Here is a 20,459-nt window from a genome sequence, read left to right as displayed (position 1 = left end):
AATAATTACCAATTCTATACTATGTAATTAGTTTTACTATTAAAACTGTGTAAGGAGGTGCCGTTAATGGCAAGCGGAAGAACCAGTGAAGAACTGCAGGGCGTACACGGCCTTGGCAGTCAACAAACCAAGTATCCTATGGACTATGCACCGGAAGTGCTTGAATCATTCGTCAATAAACATCCGGGCAATGATTATTTTGTAAAATTTAATTGTCCTGAGTTTACAAGTCTTTGTCCGATGACGGGGCAACCTGATTTTGCGACCATTTACATTTCCTATGTGCCGGATGAACGTCTGGTAGAAAGTAAATCGCTTAAACTGTATTTGTTCAGTTTCCGCAATCACGGTGATTTCCACGAAGACTGTGTAAACATCATTATGAAGGATTTAATTAAGCTCATGGAGCCAAAATATATCGAAGTATGGGGCAAATTTACGCCACGTGGCGGTCTTGCTATCGATCCGTATGCAAACTACGGCAAACCGGGCACTGAATGGGAAAAAGTAGCCAAAGAACGTCTTCATTTCCATGATATGCAGCCGGAACGGGTGGCCTATCGCTAAAAGGAATACTTAGCACAACGTTAAAACGCTAATTTTATTACGTGAAGAATCGTAATAAAATCTCTATTAAAATGAGTATTAAGCAAAAGAATTAACTGAATACTTAAAACAGGGTTCTATAATTTATTTTGGGGCGCTAAAGAGAAACGCTAGTTGCGTGTCCTCTTGGCGCCTACTTTTTTTGCACAAAAAAAGACATATTGAATAAAATCCGATACAATAAAGGTGCTAACAATTAACGAAAGGATGTTTATTCAATATGTCTAGTCTTAATTATATAGGAAAAATGCTCGGAATAAAAGATTCACATATCCAAAATATGAGAGAAACTTCAGAAGAATATGTATTACATGTGATGGTGCCGGTAAAACCTCATGTTTGTCCTAATTGCCATAAGGAAACAACGCGTATAAAAGGCTATACACATCGTACAATCCGCCACACTACAACCAATGAAAAGCCGATTCGCCTTATCTATCGTCAACGCCGGTATAGCTGCACTTGCGGACGCACGTTTAATGAAAAAACAGAGTTCTCTACGCGCTATCTTAGGACTACCCCCCGACTACGAGAAGTGGTCATTACTGAATTGTCAGAGGTAAAATCTCTAACAGCAGTTGCTAAACATTGTCATATTAGCGTAACTCAAGTTATTCGCATTTTTAAGGAAATTAACTATAGCCGGCCCAAGACATTACCTTCGGTATTATCTATTGATGAATTTAAAGGCAATGCAGCCGGCCAAAAATACCAGGTCATCCTTACCGATCCTACTGACCATAAAATACTGGATATTCTGCCTAAACGAGATACAGTCAAGCTAATACAGTACTTTTTGCAATTCCCAAGACACGTACGAAACAACGTAAAATACATCACAATGGACATGTCCCTCCAATTCCGCTCCGTCATGAAGCAATGCTTCCCTAAAGCTCATATTGTTGCTGACAGATTCCACTTAATCCGGCTGGTGACCTTTGCCCTTGAGCGAGTGCGTAAAGCTGAGCAAAATACTTTAACTAATGCAAGCCGAACCTTCAAAACGAATAAGCGAATATTGACTAAACATTTTAAGGATTTAACTGACAATGAATATGCAAAACTGATGGATATGTTTCACTATTCATCGAGATTACACCGTGCCTATATGCTAAAATATACCTTCCATACAGTGTTGAAATTTAAACGGAGGCGCGATATTCTAAGGTCCATAAATGAATGGCTTTCATTAGTTTTTGACTCTGAACTATCTGAATTTCAATCCCTCTTAAAAACGTTCTCCTCTTGGAGCGACGAAATTATTAATGCCTTAACCTTACCATATTCAAACGGCTTTACCGAGGGTTGCAACAACAAAATTAAAGTTTTAAAACGTTGCTCTTTTGGGATACGGAACTTCCACTACTTCCGAAACCGGATTTTATTCATCAATGCAAGAAAAGGACACGCAACAGTTATGTCGCATGTCCTTCCTCAAAGTGCATAGACTCTTTAGCGCCCCAAAATTTGACAAAGAGCCTAAAACAGCCATGAGTCCTCATTATCGTTAAGACTCATGGCTGTTTTTTATAAAAAATATTTAGTTGATACCTATCTGATAATAAATAGAGTATAATAAAGATATAGGTTAGGTCGTAGGGTAACGACCGCAAATTCGTTTAGGTAAACAGGTAAGGAGTGACATAGGTATGTCAGAGGTATATTTTACATCGTTGCGCACACGCGTAGGAGAAAGTCTTTTGGACAAATTGGAACGGTTGGTGCGCCGTGCGGGCATGGACAAAATTGATTTTAACAATAAATATGTAGCTATTAAAATGCACTTTGGCGAACCGGGAAACTTAGCTTATATTAAACCGCCTTATGTAGCACGTATCGTGAAAATTATTAAGGAATTAGGTGGTAAACCGTTCCTGACAGACTGCAATACATTATATGTAGGCGGTCGTAAAAACGCTATCGATCACATCGAATCGGCCTACCAGAATGGTTTTAATCCGTACAATACGGGGGCTCATGTAATCATCGCCGATGGCTTAAAAGGCTTAGATGAAGAATTGGTACCGGTTCCGGATGGGAAGTATGTCAAAGAAGCTAAAATTGGTAAAGCTTTGATGGACGCAGACATCATCATTTCCATGACTCACTTCAAAGGTCATGAATCAGCCGGTTTTGGCGGCGTTATTAAAAACCTTGGCATGGGCGGCGGTTCCCGTGCTGGCAAAATGGAACAGCACAGTGCCGGTAAACCTTTCGTGCAGCAGGAAATCTGCGTAGGTTGCCATAAATGCGAACAGTATTGTGCTCATGATGCGGTGCATGTAACGAACGGCAAATCCTTCATTACGGAAGAAAAATGCGTAGGTTGCGGTCGCTGTGTCGGCGTATGTCCGGTTGATGCTATTTCGCCGAAATGGGATGAAGCCAATACCGTATTGAGTGAAAAAATGGCGGAATATACAGCCGCTGTCGTTCGCAATCGTCCGCGTTTCCATATCAGCTTTGTTATGGACGTATCGCCATATTGTGACTGTCATGGTGAAAATGATATGCCAATCGTACCGGATGTAGGGATTATGGCATCCTATGACCTCGTAGCGCTCGATCAGGCTTGTGTCGATAAAGTGAATGCGCAACCACCAATGCCGGGCAGTATGCTTGACGAAGCGGAAGAAAAGAGTTGGGATCATTTCCATACTATTTCGCCGAATACGGACTGGGAAGCGGCCCTGAAACGTGCTGAACAAATGGGCCTCGGTTCCAGAAGTTATGAAATTGTGGAAGTAAAATAATTTAAAATAAAAGGTTAATTGTACAATGAAATTGAACACATAAAAAAATCCATAGTGAATACCGATTTGTGTTATGATTAAGGTCTCTAATCTAAAATCTTATACACGAGGTATCGATATCACTATGGACTCTATTAATCATAACACATCATTACGTACAAACAAACACTTATCTTACGCAGAACGCTTTCATATTGAAAAACAATTGCAAGCGGGTGCTTCAAAACTGTCGATTGCTAAAGCTTTAGGCCGTTCTCGTACAACCATTCATGCTGAAATTCAACGAGGTACTGTTGAACAAATAAAGGCTGGTAAACGGGTCATGGTGTATCTAGCCGATCATGGACAGGCAAAGTATGAAACCTCTCGTAAAGGCTCGTTTAATACTCGAAAAGCCGGTATGATTACACCTTTTCTTACTTGGGTTGAAGACCAGGTATTGGAGCATAAATGGTCATTTGATGCTGCCGTAGGCTATGCATTGCGTAAGTGCTTGTTTGTACGTAATGAAATGGTGTCTACTAAAACTTTATATAACTACCTTCATGAAGACCTTCTCCGCGTTAAACCAATGGATTTACCGCTAGTGCTACGCCGTTCAATGCGTAAAGCTATTACGCGTAAGCACAAGAAAAATCTAGGTAAGTCTATTGAACTACGTGATGAATCTGTTTTGACTCGCGAGGAATTTGGAAATTGGGAACTCGATACCGTTCGAGGCATTAAAGATAAGCATGATGAAGTAATTATCTCTCTATTAGAACGTAAAACACGAATTTATGTAACGTTACGGTCACCTTCCGCTAAAGCAGTTGACATAAAAAACACGCTACACAACTGGCTATTAGGCTTTAGTACCGATATTTCATTACAGCAACTCTGCAAGACAATTACAGCTGATAATGGCCTTGAATTTGCGTCTATTACTGAACTTGAAACAGAGAATTTACAGATCTTTTTTGCTCATCCATATGCCGCATGGGAACGTGGCTCTAATGAACGACATAATGGTTTATTACGCCGCATTATTCCTAAAGGAACACCAATTCGTGACGTATCCGAAACAACACTTCGCCGGGCAACCGACTGGTGTAATTCCTTACCTCGTAAGATCCTAAATTACCGTACGCCGCAAGAAGCCTTTGTTGAAGAAGTTAAGAAGTTAGTGGATTTACAAAGTGTTCAATTTGATATTGCAATTTAGCAATTTAAAATAAAAAAGAGCAACAGCCTCGGCTGTTGCTCTTTTGCGTTCTGCGTAAAGTACTTATTATTTGGAGTACAATTCGACGATGAGCGTTTCGTTAACTTCGATAGGAAGTTCGGAACGTTCAGGAAGACGGTTGAAAGTACCTTTGAAGGCTTCCAAGTCTTTAGTAATGTAAGGAAGTTCGAAAGAACGAAGTTCCTGGAAGTTTGTTTTGAACATTTCGTTGTCACGGGATGCTTCGCGAAGTTCGATTACATCACCAGGTTTGCACTGGTAGGAAGGAATGTCTACGCGACGGCCGTTAACAAGAATGTGGCCATGGTTAACCATCTGACGTGCTTGACGGATGGAGTTACCGAAGCCAATGCGATATACGAGGTTGTCAAGACGGGATTCCAACAATACTAACATGTTTTCACCGGTAACACCCTGCATTTTTTTCGCTTTATCATAATAGCGTACGAACTGGCGTTCTAGCAAGTTGTAATAAGCTTTAACTTTCTGTTTTTCTAATAATTGTAAACCGTATTCAGACATTTTTTTCTGACGTTGGTCCTTCTTTACGCGCTTTAAAGCTTTGGAGTGACCGAAAACGTTCACACCGAAGCGACGACATAACTTAAAGCGTGCTTCTCTTCTCGTTGCCATGTGTTTATCACCTCATAGTAAAAATAAAAAAATAATATCTGTATCCTAATAAGATACCCAATAATGATAGCATATACGAGGCTAACTGTCAATTTATATTGCCTAAATATCTGCAGTTTATTGCAAGGTTATCATAAGGTTGTCATACGGTCATCATAAGGTTATTATAAGGTTATTGGTAGGTTAGTGACAATCTGTTATCCTTTTGAAAACTCCTGCTAACTTGAAGTAAATATATCGACTATTTTCAATTAGGTGCGCTTTTTATTGCTCTTAGTCTAAGAATTTTACTTTGCTTTAGGTTATGAATTAATAAATATTCAAAAAGTATTCATGATGAGGATGAATGTGTTTTTCAAGTGAATAGTATTATAAATCAATACAAAATTCTGAGATTTTTTATAAAATTGCGTGAAAAACGAAAGTTTTAAAATTGCATTATCACAAATTTTATTCAATATTTTTATAAAGAAAACTACTTTCAATATTCGTTGTATCTTATAAACATGAAAAAATCATGAGAAGTGATGCGTAGATTATTATCAAGTAACTTATAGGGGATATAGCACAAAATATCCATACTTGTTTGATTGGGTATAGTTATTTTTCGTTGATTAAGAGGATTTATAAATGAATGAATAAAATTATCTAATAAATGTTTTGAATAATACCGCCAATGTCATCATTTAATGTTCGAAAGTATCGATAAATTTATAAAATTTTTGTACATATCTCTTTTCTAACTGAATCAATACATGGTATACTAAGGTTAAAGAAGAGAGACTACCTTCATCAGTCGTTGAGGGAATTTTATACTTATTATGAATGTATGAATATGTAATGCATGAAAAGGAGATGATAAGATGGATGAACTACCTACTCTGCAAGAGTTACAAAGTTTTATAACCTATAGTAAAATGGGTAACTTCACGTTAGCTGCTCAAGCTGCTAATATTACACAATCTGCTTTTAGTGCGCAGATGAAAAAACTGGAACGTTTAGTTGGTGTAAAATTAATAGCTCGCTCTACCCGTGGTAGCCGCCTTACAGCGGAAGGTGAGAAATTCTTACCGGAAGCAGAGCATATTATTGAAACACTGGAACGTGCTATTCATAGCATTCGTTTGGCCAATAAGTTAGAACGGCCTATGCTCAACGTAGGTATTTTGCGGAGTATCGGTGATGTGCGTATGAATGCGCATGTATCGTATTTTCAACAGACTAACCCCAATTTCTCTATTTCCATTTATGACATGGAAGAAGAAGAAATGTTACTGGATTTGCGTGAAAACCGCATTGACATTGGTACTTGCTACTTGCCAAATAATAAAGATATGAGTAGCTATGAAAGTATTGCTATCCGTGAAGATTCTGTAGTTTATTATGCGCCTAAGCGCGAATTACCGGCCGGTAAAGTATTGAACACTGAAGAATTGTTGGATTATCCAATGGTTATGTATCCACCAAAATATTTCATGAGCCATCGTTTGAAATCCTACTTCTCGGAAGAAGGACGTCAGTCCTTACCACATTTGGTACGTTTATCTAATCCGTATGCCATGATTGATTATTGTCAGCGCAATGAAGCGGGGTCTTTGATTTCCCGTCATTTATTGGATGCACTTGGCATTAAGGATGGTATCTATGCATTAGCCAAACCGTTAAATCTTCAGGTTTGCTTTGTATATCGTAACAACAACTCTAAATGGGAAACAATGAAAACGTTTATGGATTACATTGTTCAAAAAGTAGGAGTTAACGGCTGATTTTGGGGAAAAATTAGTTTTGTGCTTTACATAAGTTTGTCTCATCAAATGAAAACGCGGTTTGTACCTTTCGGTCAAACCGCGTTTGTTGCATTATTTTATTTGGAATTCGGAAGTAATTAGATAACTGAGCATAGTGACGTATGCTCATCTCCCTAAATAATGCCTAGTTAAGTGCTGCCGGATATATAGACCTAACTAAATAATAGGGGCAGACATACCCGTTAGGTAATATACCCGATAAGTAATACGTATCTTAGAAGTTTACATCCTTACCGTAGTAAGCTGCTTCGTAGATTTTCTTAATATCTTCTACGGTTGGTTTACGTGGGTTAGTCAACGTGCAAGCGTCTTCAAGAGCGCGTTCGCTCATACGATCGAGAACGGCTAAGAATTTGTCTTCCGGAATAACAGTATTTAAACCATCTTTAATCGTTTTGCTTAAGCCTAAGCGTTTATTGAGGTTCCAGATGGCGCGTTCAAGGTTTTCAATACCGAGAATACCTTCCAATTGAGCATATTTCTGGGTAGCTTTTTTGTTGTATTGAATGATGTATGGTAACAAGATAGCATTAGCTTCGCCATGAGTTAAGTGGAATTCACCACCGATTTTGTGAGCCATACTGTGAACGATACCTAAGGAGCAGTTGGTGAAGGACATGCCGGCCATAGTGGAGGCGTTATGTACTTTGTCGCGTGCTTTAATATTGTCAGGTTCCTGGTAAGCTGTTTCCAAATATTCAAAAATCAATTGAATAGCATGGAGTGCCAATGGATCGGTGAAATCATCGGCTGCTGTAGATACATAAGCTTCAACAGCATGCGTCATTACGTCCATACCGGTTTGCGCTGTAATGAGCGGCGGCATTTTGGATGGAATGCGGCTGTCTAATAAAGCAATATCCGGTACTAAATCAGGGGATACTAATGGATATTTAATGTTGTTGTCCGTATCGGTAATTACGCTGAAAGCCGTGATTTCCGAAGCAGTACCACTGGTGGATGGGATACCGATGAGGCGAGCTTTAGTGCGTAGTTTAGGGAAGTTGAATTTCACAAGTTCCATGAAATCATAGCCAGGGTATTCGTAGTATACCCACATGATTTTGGCTGCGTCCATAGGGGAGCCACCACCTAAGGCAATAATCCAATCCGGTTGGAATTCGGCCATTTTAGCGCCGCCTTCGATACAAGTCTTGATGGATGGATCCGGTTCTACGCCGTCAATGATTTGAACTTCCATACCACCCTTTTCAAGTTGGGCTTTAGCTTCGTCAAGAAAGCCGAATTTGCGCATGGAGTTGCCACCGGTTACGATTGTAGCGCGTTTGCCTTCTAATTTTGAGAGATGAGTGAGGGCATCGTCGCCATGAATGATGGTGTGTGGAATTCGAAATGTTGCATAAGCCATGGATTTACCTCCTAATGTTTACATAATTTGAACGGTGTTTATATTTGTATTGTACGCTTTTTTCAAGATTAAAACAATGTATAAAAGTGATTTTAACTATGAATAATTTAAATAGTAAAGCCGCTGAAAATGAAGCCGGAGCAACACCGATTTTAGGCGGATTGTTATATAATATACAGGTATTATGTGTTAATTTGTTCGTATATACATGAAAAAATATGTCTTATTTATGAGTAAAGGGTATTTGACATATCTTCGAAAAAGTGTGATTTAAACAATAATTTCACGATTTGTGAAGTAAAAGTTTTAAGTCGATTAGAAAAACTAAGATAATTAGGTTTTAGAATTACTCAGATGTTTTAAATAATTGTTAAAGTTTAAGTTGATTGTAAGAAACGCAGGTGGATATATGAAAAAAATAGCTATTTTAGTCAATGAAGATACGATGCAGCGTTGCTCTTGCGGCGGTTGTTTAGGGGCATTCATGGGTAAGAAAGATTCCTTTGCCCGCTATGAAGGGGAAGAGATTGAATTAGTCGGATTTAGCCATTCCGGCGGTGATTTAACGAAAAAGCTGGAAACCCTTCGCAAAAAAGGTGTGGATGTGGTGCATATTTCAACGTGTACGAAGAGTAAAAACGAAGATTACGAGACCATTGCCGATGCTTGTGCCGAATATTTTGACGTAGTCGGCTATACGCATGGCAGTCCGGATGGTAAAGGTAAGGGCAAAATGGCGGTAGAATTAAAAGCGCGTCAGCCGAAGGAGGCAGAATAATGGAATTACGTAAAAGTCAAACTTTTTTCTTAGGTTTGCAACATGTATTGGCCATGTATGCCGGTGCTGTTATCGTACCGATTATCGTGGGCAGCAGTTTAAATCTGACGACTATGCAGATTGCCTATTTAATTGGGGCCGATTTATTGACGTCAGGGATTGCGACGCTGCTTCAAGTGTGGCGTAATCGCTTTTTCGGCATCGGCTTACCGGTAGTGCTGGGCTGTACCTTTACGGCCGTATTTCCTATGATTGCCATTGGTAAAGAGCTGGGCCTTGGGGCTATTTACGGGGCCATCATTACATCCGGTCTTATTGTGTTTATTATTTCGCATTGGTTTGGTAAATTAGTGCGGTTCTTCCCGCCGGTAGTCACCGGCTCTATAGTAACTGTTATTGGCGTTACCTTGGTTCCCGTAGCTATGAATAATTTAGCGGGCGGCCTTGGCAGCCCGGATTTTGGCAGTGTTATGAATTTGAGCCTCGGTTTTGCCGTGTTGGCCTTCATACTTATTTTAAATCGCCTTTTCAAAGGATATATTCAAGCCATTTCCGTATTGCTGGGACTCATTGCGGGCACAATAGCGGCCTTCTTCTTAGGTATGGTTGACTTTGCGCCGGTGGCGGAAGCTACGTGGGCTCATATTCCACAACCGTTTTACTTTGGCCTACCCACATTCCACGCCAGCGCTATTTTGACTATGACCATTGTGGCCATGGTAAGTATGGTGGAATCGACCGGTGTGTTCTTGGCCTTAGGTGAAATTTGCAATCGTAAATTAACACCGCAAGATCTCGCTCACGGCTATCGCGCGGAAGGCTTGGCTTCCATTATAGGCGGTATTTTTAACTCCTTCCCATACACCACGTTTTCACAAAATGTGGGGCTCGTGGAATTATCCAAAGTACGCAAAACCACGGTAATCGTAGTATGCGGTATTATGCTTGTCGTATTGGGCTTGGTGCCTAAATTCGCCGCTTTGGCAACGATTATTCCAACGTCTGTATTGGGCGGTGCCATGGTTGCCATGTTCGGTATGGTGTGTGCGGCCGGCATTCGTATGTTGGGCAAAGCGGATCTTACCGATTCGAACACGATGCTTATTGCGGCTTGCTCCATTACATTGGGCCTGGGCGTGACGGTAACGCCAAATTTATTCGCTCAGTTTCCGTCGTCCGTGCGTATCCTACTGGAAAGTGGTATTGTAGTAGGTGCTTTGACCGCTGTGGTGCTTAATATCTTGTTTAACTATGATAAGATTAAAGAAAGCAAATGATAGGCATTAAATAATAGACAGTAAATAATAGGAACTAAATAAAGATAACGCCTCAGGGTTTTGAAAAAACAACGCTTTTATTGCGGTAGGACAACTATCATCGTTTGAACTTGCAGTTTAATGACAAAAATACGGTTTTACGCTATAATAAAAAGGTAACTTAACAAGCGAATCAACAAATGGTACTTGGTCATTCATTGGTAGGAGGCGACTATTATGAAGATGTTCCCCGCAATTGATATGGTAGCAACAGGCGCCCAGATTCAGGCTTTACGGATTAAAAGCGGATACTCCGTTAAAGACTTGCAAGAAGCATTCGGTTTTAGTGACCCGCAAGCCATTTACCGATGGCAATGGGGGCAAAGCTTACCGCGTGTAGACAACTTGGTTGCGTTAAGTGTATTATTTGGTGTAACAATTGACAGCATTCTCGTTCTGGAGCAGAAAGAGGATGCTGTTTCTGCTTTTTATAGACTTAATTTCATGGACTTAATTTTAATAGACTTAATTTCTTGGATTTAATTTTCATAGGAGCCGGCTTATTGTAAGCGGGTTCTTTTTTTATAGTCTATATTTTGCCTTTTTGTATACAAAAAGCAGGAGAATCATGTAGATGAGTAGAAGTAATATATTGTATACTTAAAATGCATTATTTTTTATTCTGTGAGTTGCAAGGCATTGTTATTCAGGAGGCGAAACTATGACATTTCTATGGGAACAAGGGATTCCGGTTATTAAGCTGGATATGATTGCCACATTGGCATTGGCGATTCTATTATTGCTGCTAGGTCGCGTAATGGTTAATCGCATTACTATTTTAAGCCGCTTTTGTATTCCGGCCCCGGTAGCCGGCGGGTTGCTTTTTTCTATATTAATGTTAATTTTTCACCAAACGAATATCTTAGTTATTAAGATGGATACCTTATTGCAAACACCGTTTATGTTGGCTTTTTTCTCCACTATTGGGATGATTGCCAGTCTTAAGCTTGTAAAAAAAGGCGGCAAATTGCTGTTATTTTATTGGCTTCTTTGCGGTTTCTTATCCCTTATGCAAAACGTAATCGGTGTATCCTTGGCACAAGTATTGGGCATCGATCCGTTGCTCGGCGTATTAATGGGGGCCGTATCGATGGAAGGTGGGCACGGTGCAGCCGGTGCTTTCGGCCCTGAAGTGGAAGCGATGGGTGTATTTGGGGCTACAGCGGTAGCTATGGCGGCTGCCACCTTTGGGCTTGTTTCCGGTGGTTTAATCGGCGGCCCGATTGCCAAGTATCTTTTAAATAAATATGATTTGCGCTCCACAGAAGAGATAGAACTGGCTGACGGTGCTGCCGTAGGCGCCGCCGGTAGTAAAACAGCTTCAGCGGCTAATTCCGGTAATATCAATGTAGCCCAATCGGCCAAACAGGAAAGTGAATACGCTGAATCGGAAGTGTCGGCTCATTCCTTGTTTACCCATTCCGCGATTATTGCTGTTTGTATGACCGTAGGTTTGGCTGTAGCCGCTTGGCTCAAAGTTGCTTTAGGTATAGCACTTCCAAGTTATGTGGTGGCCATGTTCTTCGCCGTAATTTTACGTAACCTTAACGATCAACTCCATGTGGTTAAAGTCCATACGGAAACGATTAATTTAATCGGCGACTATTGCTTAGGTGTATTCTTATCCATGGCCTTGATGACCCTTAAATTGTGGGAACTCATTGATTTAGCGATTCCAATGCTCATCGTATTAGGTGCCCAAGTTGTGTTCATGATTGTTTATTGCTTATTCGCTGTATTCCCATTATTGGGTAAAACCTATGATGCGGTGATTATGTGTGCCGGTATGGCCGGTCACGGGTTGGGCGCTACGCCAAACGCTATGGCGAATATGAAGGCTGTTACTGAAAAATACGGCCCATCCACTAAGGCGTTCTTAATCGTACCCCTTTGCGGGGCCTTCTTAATTGACTTGTTTGCCTTACCATGTATCGTATGGTTTATTAATTACTTTGCGCATTAAGGTGTGGGAAGAGATTGTCCTGTTTAAAGTAAAAACCACCACAGTTCATAGACTGCGGTGGTTTTTTTTGTAGGAACTATGATTAAAAATTATATATTCTATATTTTTGAGTTATACGTAATTCGTAGCAGGAGAATTTAAATTTATAACGAATACTTAAAATTGTGAGTATTTTGGTGCGCATTATGATAAGCATTTGGTGTGCTTTATTATGAGTACCCTTGTAGCGTGGAAAGAAGTCGGATTGTCAGCTATAGTACTAATTGTAGTATCCGGGGAGCCGTAGCATAGTAGCCTTTAACATAATAACTATAGCCTTTGGCGGCCGGGTGGGGCCGCTGCTTACATGTAAATAGGGTGTTAGCCATAATGATATTGTTTTGGCTAGGAGGCGAAAGTATGAACTTTTTTATGGATCAAGGGATTCCGGTAATTGAGCTTGATATGATTGCTACATTGGCGCTGGCAATCTTCCTACTCTTATTGGGACGCATTATTGTCAATCGAGTTGGCTTTTTGAGTCGATTCTGTATTCCCGCACCGCTAGCCGGTGGATTGTTGTTTTCCCTGATTATGTTAGTGCTACATGAGACGAATATTTTAAACGTTAAAATGGATACTATATTGCAAACGCCGTTTATGCTGGCATTCTTCGCTACCGTTGGGCTTATAGCGAGTCTTAAACTGGTGAAAAAAGGTGGCAAGTTATTATTTTATTATTGGGCTCTATGTGCTTTTTTGTCCCTTATGCAGAACGTAATTGGTGTTTCTTGGTCCAAAGTGCTCGGTCTTGATCCGCTACTGGGCGTTTTAATGGGCGCCGTATCCATGGAAGGTGGTCACGGTAATGCCGGAGCCTTTGGTCCGGAAGTGGAAGCTATGGGCGTTTACGGAGCTACGGCGGTGGCCATGGCGGCTGCTACTTTTGGCGTTGTGGCCGGCGGTGTAATTGGTGGACCTCTCGCTAGATTTTTTCTTAATAAATATAATCTGCGCTCCACTGAAAACGAAGAATTAGCGGAAGAAGGTAAAACAGCCGGTTTAGCTCAAGAGATAGAGCAAGTGGCAGATCCGGATACAACCAGTGTGAATGAAGCGTTAACGGTTGAAAAAATCGAAGAGGGCAAGGAAGTGAGTGAAGAAGTGGCAGCTCATGTATTCCTGCTGCATGGTTTTATCATCGCTATCTGTATGGTCGTGGGCATGGAATTAGCCGTTTTCGTAAAAAGTACTTTCGGCTTTGCTATACCTAACTATGTGGGCGGGATGTTCTTTGCCGTTTTATTACGCAATATCAACGACAAATTTAATCTTGTTGAATTGCATAATCCGACCATTGGGCTTATTGGCGACGTGTGTCTTGGCATCTTCTTGTCCATGGCCCTCATGACCCTTAAATTGTGGGAACTGGCCGACTTGGCATTGCCGATGATTGTCATCCTCATGTCGCAAGTTTTTTTCATGATTGTGTATAATATATTCGTGGCATTCCCGGTTTTGGGGAAATCCTATGATGCGGTTATTATGTGTGCCGGCATGGCCGGTCATGGTTTGGGTGCTACGCCAAACGCGATGGCGAATATGAAAGCCGTTATTGAAAAATACGGTCCATCTACTAAAGCTTTTCTCATTGTGCCACTATGTGGCGCCTTCTTGGTAGACTTGTTTGCGGTACCTTGTATTGTGTGGTTTATTAATTACTTTGCCCATTAAACTGGAATCACGGTTCTTCTACGTAAAAAAGAGTCGTCAAGTAATGAACGCCATCGGACAATCATCGTCCCAGCATCTTACTCTAACGACTTCTTATATGAATAGTATAGCAAGTAAAGCGGTGGTTTTACAAGTCAAGAACAGTAAGTAATTGAGGGTGTTCACCCCATCTGATATGGTCAGGAAATAATAAAGTAAAAAGAAGGAAGGCATTGCCGCTCGGTATTGGCAATGCCTTCCTTCTTTAGGAGTGGGATTAAGGGGGATCTATTTGAATAAAGCGTAATATATAACGTAAAACCATCCGAATAGGCCGTGAAGAATTGCCCAAGGGATGGAATGCCAGTTGGCATAGCTAATCACCATGGCCAAGGCGGATCCAAAAGAAATTCCCGTTGTTACTGTTGATGATAAAAACTTCATAAATACCTCCCTATATTTGAGACAGTCTCATTAGAAATTGATGCTGATAAAACTGTCATATTAAATCTGATTCTTCCAATGTAATTATAACGTAAATTGGAATATTTGTATAGTGAAAATTTTAGATATTTAGATATAATAGGGCAATTATTGAAACTTTTGGGCCGGTTTTATTTGAAAAGAATATTTTTAGCATAAATAGAGTGTAAAAAAGGAAGTGCCAAGATTTAAGCACTTCCTTTTCCGTTCATTATTATTTATCTAAGGTATTGAGATAGTTTAAAAGATCTTGAATACCTTTGTCACTATTGATGCCTACTTTAAAAATTGGTGAAGCTCCGGTCATTACAAGTTGATTTTTAATAAATTCAATATCATCGTTTTCATCTATTAAATCCATTTTTGTGATAATACCGATAGCAGGCTTATTAAATAGACTGGCAAATCCCGGAGGAAACATTTGCTCTTTTTCCTTTGCGGAAATGAGAAAACCTAAAATGTCAGCCTCTGCAGCAGTAACTAGAAGGGCGTTGTACATAAGTCTATGTTGGACAAACTCACCCGGCGTATCAATAATATCGTCATGAAATTGAACCGTTTGTGTTTTTGCGTAAATGATTTCAACACCTTCAATTCGCTGTGTTAGAGTTGTTTTACCAACACCAATGGGGCCAACAAACATAATTTTTTTCATAAAAACACTCCTTATTAACGGTGTATAATAAAAAGGAATGTTAAGCAAGAGTTTACTGTATGTAGTTTTAAGATACAGGATTTTTAAATAAATGTAAATAGTCAGCAATCTATGATAATTAGTAAATTGACAAAAATGAGGCTTATTTGTATTATCAAGTTAACACAATGAAGTGTAAATAAAGCATAGTGGCTTTGAAAGAGGATTTTTAATGAGGAATAATTAGTGATTCTCATAATATTCTCTATAATTACCGGTATTTCAATGATATATATACCATGTAATGAGAAAGGAGCTTTACTATGAAAATTTACACTAAAACCGGCGATAAGGGGATGACCCGTTTAGTGGGCGGTATTGCAGTATCAAAAGATTCAGATCGAGTAGATACCTATGGTACTATTGATGAATTAAATTCGTGGATTGGTTATGCTATATCGCAATTTGATTCGTCTTTATTCGAGGAAAAAAATGAATTACAACATTTACAGCATTTCTTATTTGATGTAGGTACTGATTTAGCAACTCCGGAGTCGTTAAATCGAGAAATAACTTTACCTGTTGATGCTATATCATGGTTGGAAGCCCGAATTGATGAGTATACGGCTAAATCACCGGAGATTAATCGTTTTATTTTGCCCGGTGGAACTCGTGAGGCCAGTATGATTCACATGGCACGGACGATTGCAAGACGGGCCGAACGACGAATAGTTCGATTACAGATGACCGCGAAAATACCGGGAGAGTTGGTTATGTTTGTTAATCGATTATCAGACTATTTTTATGCTTTAGCAAGATACTTAAACACTAAACAAGGTATGGAAGATATATTTTATACCAGAAGTGCTGAAGTATTTCATAATGCTAAGACCAAAAATATAAAATAATTATTGGGATTATCCTGTTCTTGCAGAATTGATTAAGATATGTTATTATTACTTTTAGATTAATAGAAATATGAAATCTGACGATGGAAGTTAGTGAGAATCTAACACGGTCCCGCCACTGTGATGGCTTTTGCCTAAGTCAGGTCTTTCGCGGATTTCATTACACATGCTGTTTCAAGGTAAGACAGGATGTTGTTTTTGTGGCATTGTAGTACTTCACTGGAATTAATGCAGAAAATAAACCGGCATGTATTAATCTGTCTTGCACAGAGACGTGCGTCTATTGATGGACTAATGTTAGTCGTTCAATGATGAGAGAGCACAGCACAGTGGAGTGTGACATTAGTTCAAAAATAGGAAAAGGGCATGGAGTTAGTACTCCATGCCCTTTTGTTATAAGTGTAAAGAACCCTTTTGTCATCGGGTGTTATATCATAGTCAAAGCGAGAACAAGTTAAAATAACTGCTAATTTAGGTATAAATCGGAGAAAATTTGAAATAGTATATAGATTATGCATAATTGAAATACGTAATTTTTATTGACATTTTTTTTGGTTAAGTATAAATTATTGTTATAAGATTTTCGTGTACAATGGCGTGCATGGTTTGCAATGAAGCTTAAACGGAGGGTGTATTCCGTGAGGGCTTCTTTTTTTATTTGTTAAGCAGGAGAGCATGTATGCAGAAAATTAAATTTCCTACGACACTATGGGTAGGGGAAGATGCGTTGCAAGGTCTTCGTGATCTCCCTGTAAAAAAGGTTTTCATAGTGACGGATCCATTTATGGTTCAGTCTGGAATGATTTCACATGTAACGGAGAACTTAGACTTTGCTGAAGTAGAGATTTTTAGTGATATTGTTCCGGATCCGCCGACTGAAGTAGTCGCTGCCGGTGTAAGTCACTTAGTAGAATCAAATGCTGATGCAATTATTTCAGTAGGTGGTGGATCTGCTATTGATGCGGGGAAAGCTATGTTGTATTTCGGCAATCGCGTTAAAGCCAATAAAGATTTAATGTTTATTGCTGTACCGACCACAAGTGGTACCGGTTCAGAAGTAACAAATTTTTCAGTAATCACAATGCTGGAAACAGGAACAAAATATCCGATTGTTACCGATGAAATACAACCTAATATTGCAATTTTAGATACTCGCTTAGTAATGAGTGTACCGCCTAGTATTACGGCTGATACAGGCATGGACGTTTTAGTTCATTTAATTGAATCCTATGTATCATTGAATGAAAATGTTATGGCAAAAGTATTAGTTGAATATGCAATTCAATTAGTGTTTGAATATTTGCCGGAAGCATTTTCGAACGGTACGAATAGTTATGCCAGAGAACAGATGCATGTGGCTTCCTGTATGGCCGGTATGGCATTTAATTTGACGAACTTGGGATTAAATCACGGTATGGCACACGCTATCGGCGGTAGATTCCATGTACCGCATGGACGAATCAATGCTATTTTATTGCCGCATATTGTGGCGTATAATGGTGATTATCAAAACAAAGATTTATATGCTGCTAAGAAATATACTAGATTGGCGAATATTGTTAAAGCGACAACTAGTGTAAATCCGAGAATCGGAGTGGCTGCTTTAATTCGGCAGATTAAGCATTTACAGAGTACTCTGAAAATGCCTTTAACATTAACTGATTGTGGGTTTAATCGTAGTGAAATTATGGAGAGCGGTGATGCTATTGCAAAAGCTGCGTTAGCTGATGCATGTACAGCTGCTAATCCAAGAATACCTACGGCAGATGATATTAAAAATATTTTAAATCAAATTGCTTAACCGTCAGTCTGATAAGGTAATGCTGGAAAGGTGTGGCTATGGAAGAAAAACAGCGTATGATTCAAGAATACGTTCCTGGGAAACAGATAACGCTAGCCCATATTATTGCCAATCCGGCTAAGGAGATTTATGGCAAGTTGGGATTACCCAGTGATGTATACAATGCACTTGGGATTTTAACAATAACACCGGCAGAAGCAGCTATAATCGCTGTTGATATAGCAACTAAAAGTGGTGATGTTAAAATTGGTTTTGTAGACCGATTCTCCGGATCGGTGGTTATTTATGGTGATGTTAGTTCCGTTGAAACGGCGTTGCGAGCTGTTGTGGACGGGCTACGAAATATTTTAAAATTTGCATTAGGTTGTGAAATTACCAGAACTTAAGAAATCGAGGAGACCTACTTATGCGAGGAAGAATAGTTATTGTCGATGATGAGCCAATAACTCGTTTAGATATTAAAGATATCTTAACAGATGCAGGCTATGAAGTAAGCGGCGAAGCAGCCGATGGCTTTGAGGCAGTAGAGATTTGCCGTAATGTAAAACCGGATTTAGTATTGATGGATATTCAAATGCCGGTACTTGATGGTTTAAAGGCAGCAAAAAAAGTTGCGCAAGATAAATTGGCGAGCAGTATAGTTTTTTTAACTGCTTATGGAGATTTTGAAAATACAGAAAAAGCGAAAAAGCTTGGTGCAACAGGCTATTTAATTAAACCAATTGATGAAAAATCTCTTATTCCGACTATTGAAGTAGCAATCGCTAAGGGGCAACAAACTGAAAATTTAGAACAAGAAATTGAGGGATTAAAGCTTCGTTTAGAAGAACGGAAAGTAATTGAAAAGGCTAAAGGAATTCTATGCCGTGATTTAAAAATTACTGAGGATGAAGCCTATAAAAAATTACGCCGCTTGAGTATGGATAGACGCTCTAAAATGAGTGAAATTGCTGAATTAATTATAATGGATAGTGAATGATATGGCGTTAGATATAGCTAATCCGGATGAAGCAATTTTACGCAAACTGTGTGATACCTATTCGGACTTAACTGCGGATGAAGTTAAAGAATTAGTACAAGTTATATATCATTTGGCTGATTCGTTATTATATCCTGATGCAGATGTATTTATTGACATTTATAATGAAGTAACGAAATCTGCTTTAGTGGTATATCATAGACAGCCTTTAATTAAGCCGTCTATGTATGAAAAGACGGTAGTAGGATTAGATGCTTTATTGGAAAATGAACCAGGTGTTTTACGATCTATTGCAACCGGTTTAAATACATTAGGGCTTATTGCGGTATCTCAAGAAGGAAAACTAATTACACAAAATATTTACCCCATAAAATTATTGGACAAAACTATCGGTGTTTTAATTGTAGAAACTGATGCAGGAACGCCTGGAATGGCCACTTCTAATGATTTAAAGCCAAGTACTATTATGAGTGCGGAAGAAGAGGCACAGAACTTTTTCGTAGATCGATTATCTGAAAATGTCCTTATTTTCGATGGCGATGGTTATTTAATAACGGCCAATGAAGAAGCAAAGCAATTGTATAAAAAATTGGGTTATCAAGATGAAATAATTGGTTTATTTTATGATAATTTAACATTAGACTATTATACATTTGATTATATTAAATTTCGTGCAGAACGCTCATCAAGTAATTGGTTTTTTGATGTGGAGACCCATTATTTGCAGTATTATTTTACGATTAAGTACAGTTGGATTAAAAATAAGCAGCGTTTAGTTGTGATTATTCAGGATACAACAGAGGTAAAAAAGCGAGAAGAAGAACTTGTATTAAAAGCAGTTGCTATTCGTGAAATTCATCATCGTGTAAAGAACAACTTGCAGTCAATAGTATCTTTATTGAAGATACAAGAACGGAGGGCTCAGTCAGACGAAACGAAGAAAGTGTTGCATGATAGCATATCGCGTATTATGACGATTGCGTCAACTCATGAGTTACTTTCTAAACAAGTTGACAGTTATACTTCGTTAAAACAAACGTTAACTACAGTCATCCATAATTTCCATCATATGTTTGGAAATTTCAGAGATATTGAAATATTTATGCATGTAGATGACTCAATATACGTAACAACTGACCAAGTTGTTACAATCTCTTTGATTGTAAATGAATTATTACAAAATATTTTTGATCATGCATATTTACCTAATCAGTCAGGAAAAGTGCAGATTATCGGTAAAATAGTAGACTCTAAAATTTATATTGAGGTATCCGATGATGGTTGTGGATTTGATACTAAGACTGTCAAAGCTGATAGTTTAGGGCTTCTTATCATCAATGGATACGTCAAAGATAAATTAAAAGGTAAATTAAATATTGAGTCCGGTAAATCGGGGACAAAAGTATATTTTCGATTTCAAAAAAGCAACGATGTAGTTGTATAGCGAAGGCAAAGGCGCTTAAGCAAAGAATGATTTTTATTTCTTATGCTTAAGCGCCTTTTTTGTATCG

Annotated in this window: 19 protein-coding genes and 1 riboswitch; of the genes, 15 read left to right on the top strand and 4 right to left on the bottom strand. The window is 39.0% G+C overall.

Annotated elements, in window-relative coordinates:
- Window positions 1–66: 66 nt before the first annotated feature.
- The 4 genes from queF to CCC71_RS10570 all read left to right on the top strand — a co-directional run bounded on the left by queF (window position 67) and on the right by CCC71_RS10570 (window position 4,563).
- Window positions 67–567: a preQ(1) synthase gene (queF, locus tag CCC71_RS10585; RefSeq protein WP_127008807.1), complete on the top strand. Its 501-nt coding sequence runs from the start codon at window positions 67–69 to the stop codon at window positions 565–567.
- Between the two features lie 319 nt (window positions 568–886).
- Window positions 887–2,053, top strand: a complete 1,167-nt coding sequence (locus CCC71_RS10580) for an ISL3 family transposase (protein WP_296333430.1) — start codon at window positions 887–889, stop codon at window positions 2,051–2,053.
- Window positions 2,054–2,255: 202 nt separating this feature from the next.
- A complete protein-coding gene (locus tag CCC71_RS10575; RefSeq protein WP_226974625.1) occupies window positions 2,256–3,359 on the top strand; it encodes a DUF362 domain-containing protein in 1,104 nt (367 codons plus the stop codon).
- Window positions 3,360–3,483: 124 nt separating this feature from the next.
- Window positions 3,484–4,563, top strand: a complete 1,080-nt coding sequence (locus CCC71_RS10570; protein ID WP_226974713.1) for an IS30 family transposase — start codon at window positions 3,484–3,486, stop codon at window positions 4,561–4,563.
- A 66-nt stretch (window positions 4,564–4,629) separates the two neighbouring features.
- Here the strand turns inward: CCC71_RS10570 and rpsD are convergent, their stop codons facing one another.
- Window positions 4,630–5,217, bottom strand: coding sequence for a 30S ribosomal protein S4 (gene rpsD / locus CCC71_RS10565; RefSeq protein WP_127059288.1), 588 nt, complete (start codon window positions 5,215–5,217; stop codon window positions 4,630–4,632).
- Window positions 5,218–6,080: 863 nt separating this feature from the next.
- Here rpsD and CCC71_RS10560 point away from each other — a divergent pair.
- Entirely contained in the window at window positions 6,081–6,983 is a 903-nt protein-coding gene (locus tag CCC71_RS10560; protein ID WP_021842159.1) for a LysR family transcriptional regulator, read from the top strand.
- A gap of 256 nt (window positions 6,984–7,239) precedes the next feature.
- On the opposite strand, the gene CCC71_RS10555 is transcribed toward CCC71_RS10560, so the two are convergent.
- Window positions 7,240–8,394, bottom strand: a complete 1,155-nt coding sequence (locus CCC71_RS10555; RefSeq protein ID WP_021842160.1) for an iron-containing alcohol dehydrogenase — start codon at window positions 8,392–8,394, stop codon at window positions 7,240–7,242.
- Between the two features lie 409 nt (window positions 8,395–8,803).
- On the opposite strand from CCC71_RS10555, the gene CCC71_RS10550 reads away from it, so the two are divergent.
- The 5 genes from CCC71_RS10550 (at window position 8,804) to gltS (CCC71_RS10530) (ending at window position 14,164) form a co-directional block, all read left to right on the top strand.
- The gene (locus CCC71_RS10550; RefSeq protein WP_021842161.1) at window positions 8,804–9,172 is read left to right on the top strand and encodes a CGGC domain-containing protein; all 369 of its coding nucleotides are present in this window, start codon (window positions 8,804–8,806) and stop codon (window positions 9,170–9,172) included.
- Window positions 9,172–10,449: a nucleobase:cation symporter-2 family protein gene (locus CCC71_RS10545; protein ID WP_295241044.1), complete on the top strand. Its 1,278-nt coding sequence runs from the start codon at window positions 9,172–9,174 to the stop codon at window positions 10,447–10,449. The genes CCC71_RS10550 and CCC71_RS10545 overlap by 1 nt, the downstream gene beginning before the upstream one ends.
- A gap of 216 nt (window positions 10,450–10,665) precedes the next feature.
- Window positions 10,666–10,971, top strand: coding sequence for a helix-turn-helix domain-containing protein (locus CCC71_RS10540; protein WP_021842163.1), 306 nt, complete (start codon window positions 10,666–10,668; stop codon window positions 10,969–10,971).
- Between the two features lie 178 nt (window positions 10,972–11,149).
- On the top strand, window positions 11,150–12,451 hold the full coding sequence (gltS, locus tag CCC71_RS10535; RefSeq protein WP_296333579.1) for a sodium/glutamate symporter: 1,302 nt from the start codon (window positions 11,150–11,152) through the stop codon (window positions 12,449–12,451).
- A gap of 399 nt (window positions 12,452–12,850) precedes the next feature.
- Complete coding sequence (gltS, locus tag CCC71_RS10530) at window positions 12,851–14,164, top strand: sodium/glutamate symporter (protein WP_296333577.1); 1,314 nt, start codon at window positions 12,851–12,853, stop codon at window positions 14,162–14,164.
- 267 nt (window positions 14,165–14,431) lie between these two features.
- On the opposite strand, the gene CCC71_RS10525 is transcribed toward gltS (CCC71_RS10530), so the two are convergent.
- Together CCC71_RS10525 and CCC71_RS10520 are read right to left on the bottom strand one after the other, a co-directional pair.
- A complete protein-coding gene (locus CCC71_RS10525) occupies window positions 14,432–14,587 on the bottom strand; it encodes a hypothetical protein (RefSeq protein ID WP_226974629.1) in 156 nt (51 codons plus the stop codon).
- Window positions 14,588–14,840: 253 nt separating this feature from the next.
- Window positions 14,841–15,281, bottom strand: coding sequence for a EutP/PduV family microcompartment system protein (locus CCC71_RS10520; protein WP_156704142.1), 441 nt, complete (start codon window positions 15,279–15,281; stop codon window positions 14,841–14,843).
- Between the two features lie 302 nt (window positions 15,282–15,583).
- Here CCC71_RS10520 and CCC71_RS10515 point away from each other — a divergent pair, with 302 nt between their 5' ends.
- The 5 genes from CCC71_RS10515 (at window position 15,584) to CCC71_RS10495 (ending at window position 20,392) form a co-directional block, all read left to right on the top strand.
- A complete protein-coding gene (locus CCC71_RS10515; RefSeq protein ID WP_295241038.1) occupies window positions 15,584–16,168 on the top strand; it encodes a cob(I)yrinic acid a,c-diamide adenosyltransferase in 585 nt (194 codons plus the stop codon).
- A 58-nt stretch (window positions 16,169–16,226) separates the two neighbouring features.
- A riboswitch (adenosylcobalamin (AdoCbl) riboswitch) is annotated at window positions 16,227–16,366 on the top strand.
- Window positions 16,367–16,847: 481 nt separating this feature from the next.
- Window positions 16,848–17,969 (top strand): 1-propanol dehydrogenase PduQ, encoded by a 1,122-nt coding sequence (locus CCC71_RS10510; protein WP_021842168.1) that lies wholly within the window; start codon window positions 16,848–16,850, stop codon window positions 17,967–17,969.
- 38 nt (window positions 17,970–18,007) lie between these two features.
- Window positions 18,008–18,355 (top strand): ethanolamine utilization microcompartment protein EutS, encoded by a 348-nt coding sequence (gene eutS / locus CCC71_RS10505; RefSeq protein WP_021842169.1) that lies wholly within the window; start codon window positions 18,008–18,010, stop codon window positions 18,353–18,355.
- Window positions 18,356–18,375: 20 nt separating this feature from the next.
- Window positions 18,376–18,948, top strand: coding sequence for an ANTAR domain-containing response regulator (locus CCC71_RS10500; RefSeq protein ID WP_021842170.1), 573 nt, complete (start codon window positions 18,376–18,378; stop codon window positions 18,946–18,948).
- A 1-nt stretch (window position 18,949) separates the two neighbouring features.
- Complete coding sequence (locus tag CCC71_RS10495; protein WP_021842171.1) at window positions 18,950–20,392, top strand: sensor histidine kinase; 1,443 nt, start codon at window positions 18,950–18,952, stop codon at window positions 20,390–20,392.
- The last annotated feature ends 67 nt before the right edge of the window (window positions 20,393–20,459 follow it).

The organism is Veillonella sp. LMAG:90, assembly GCF_008679445.1.
Lineage (GTDB): Bacteria > Bacillota > Negativicutes > Veillonellales > Veillonellaceae > Veillonella_A.
The sequence above is the reverse complement of the archived record's forward strand: the minus strand, read 5'-3'. Positions and strand labels throughout refer to the sequence as shown.

Bases quoted from the DNA above. Each gene is read 5' to 3' on its own strand.
- queF (WP_127008807.1), top strand. From the start codon at position 67: ATGGCAAGCGGAAGAACCAGTGAAGAACTGCAGGGCGTACACGGCCTT.
- CCC71_RS10580 (WP_296333430.1), top strand. From the start codon at position 887: ATGAGAGAAACTTCAGAAGAATATGTATTACATGTGATGGTGCCGGTA.
- CCC71_RS10575 (WP_226974625.1), top strand. From the start codon at position 2,256: ATGTCAGAGGTATATTTTACATCGTTGCGCACACGCGTAGGAGAAAGT.
- CCC71_RS10570 (WP_226974713.1), top strand. From the start codon at position 3,484: ATGGACTCTATTAATCATAACACATCATTACGTACAAACAAACACTTA.
- rpsD (WP_127059288.1), bottom strand. From the start codon at position 5,217: ATGGCAACGAGAAGAGAAGCACGCTTTAAGTTATGTCGTCGCTTCGGT.
- CCC71_RS10560 (WP_021842159.1), top strand. From the start codon at position 6,081: ATGGATGAACTACCTACTCTGCAAGAGTTACAAAGTTTTATAACCTAT.
- CCC71_RS10555 (WP_021842160.1), bottom strand. From the start codon at position 8,394: ATGGCTTATGCAACATTTCGAATTCCACACACCATCATTCATGGCGAC.
- CCC71_RS10550 (WP_021842161.1), top strand. From the start codon at position 8,804: ATGAAAAAAATAGCTATTTTAGTCAATGAAGATACGATGCAGCGTTGC.
- CCC71_RS10545 (WP_295241044.1), top strand. From the start codon at position 9,172: ATGGAATTACGTAAAAGTCAAACTTTTTTCTTAGGTTTGCAACATGTA.
- CCC71_RS10540 (WP_021842163.1), top strand. From the start codon at position 10,666: ATGAAGATGTTCCCCGCAATTGATATGGTAGCAACAGGCGCCCAGATT.
- gltS (WP_296333579.1), top strand. From the start codon at position 11,150: ATGACATTTCTATGGGAACAAGGGATTCCGGTTATTAAGCTGGATATG.
- gltS (WP_296333577.1), top strand. From the start codon at position 12,851: ATGAACTTTTTTATGGATCAAGGGATTCCGGTAATTGAGCTTGATATG.
- CCC71_RS10525 (WP_226974629.1), bottom strand. From the start codon at position 14,587: ATGAAGTTTTTATCATCAACAGTAACAACGGGAATTTCTTTTGGATCC.
- CCC71_RS10520 (WP_156704142.1), bottom strand. From the start codon at position 15,281: ATGAAAAAAATTATGTTTGTTGGCCCCATTGGTGTTGGTAAAACAACT.
- CCC71_RS10515 (WP_295241038.1), top strand. From the start codon at position 15,584: ATGAAAATTTACACTAAAACCGGCGATAAGGGGATGACCCGTTTAGTG.
- CCC71_RS10510 (WP_021842168.1), top strand. From the start codon at position 16,848: ATGCAGAAAATTAAATTTCCTACGACACTATGGGTAGGGGAAGATGCG.
- eutS (WP_021842169.1), top strand. From the start codon at position 18,008: ATGGAAGAAAAACAGCGTATGATTCAAGAATACGTTCCTGGGAAACAG.
- CCC71_RS10500 (WP_021842170.1), top strand. From the start codon at position 18,376: ATGCGAGGAAGAATAGTTATTGTCGATGATGAGCCAATAACTCGTTTA.
- CCC71_RS10495 (WP_021842171.1), top strand. From the start codon at position 18,950: ATGGCGTTAGATATAGCTAATCCGGATGAAGCAATTTTACGCAAACTG.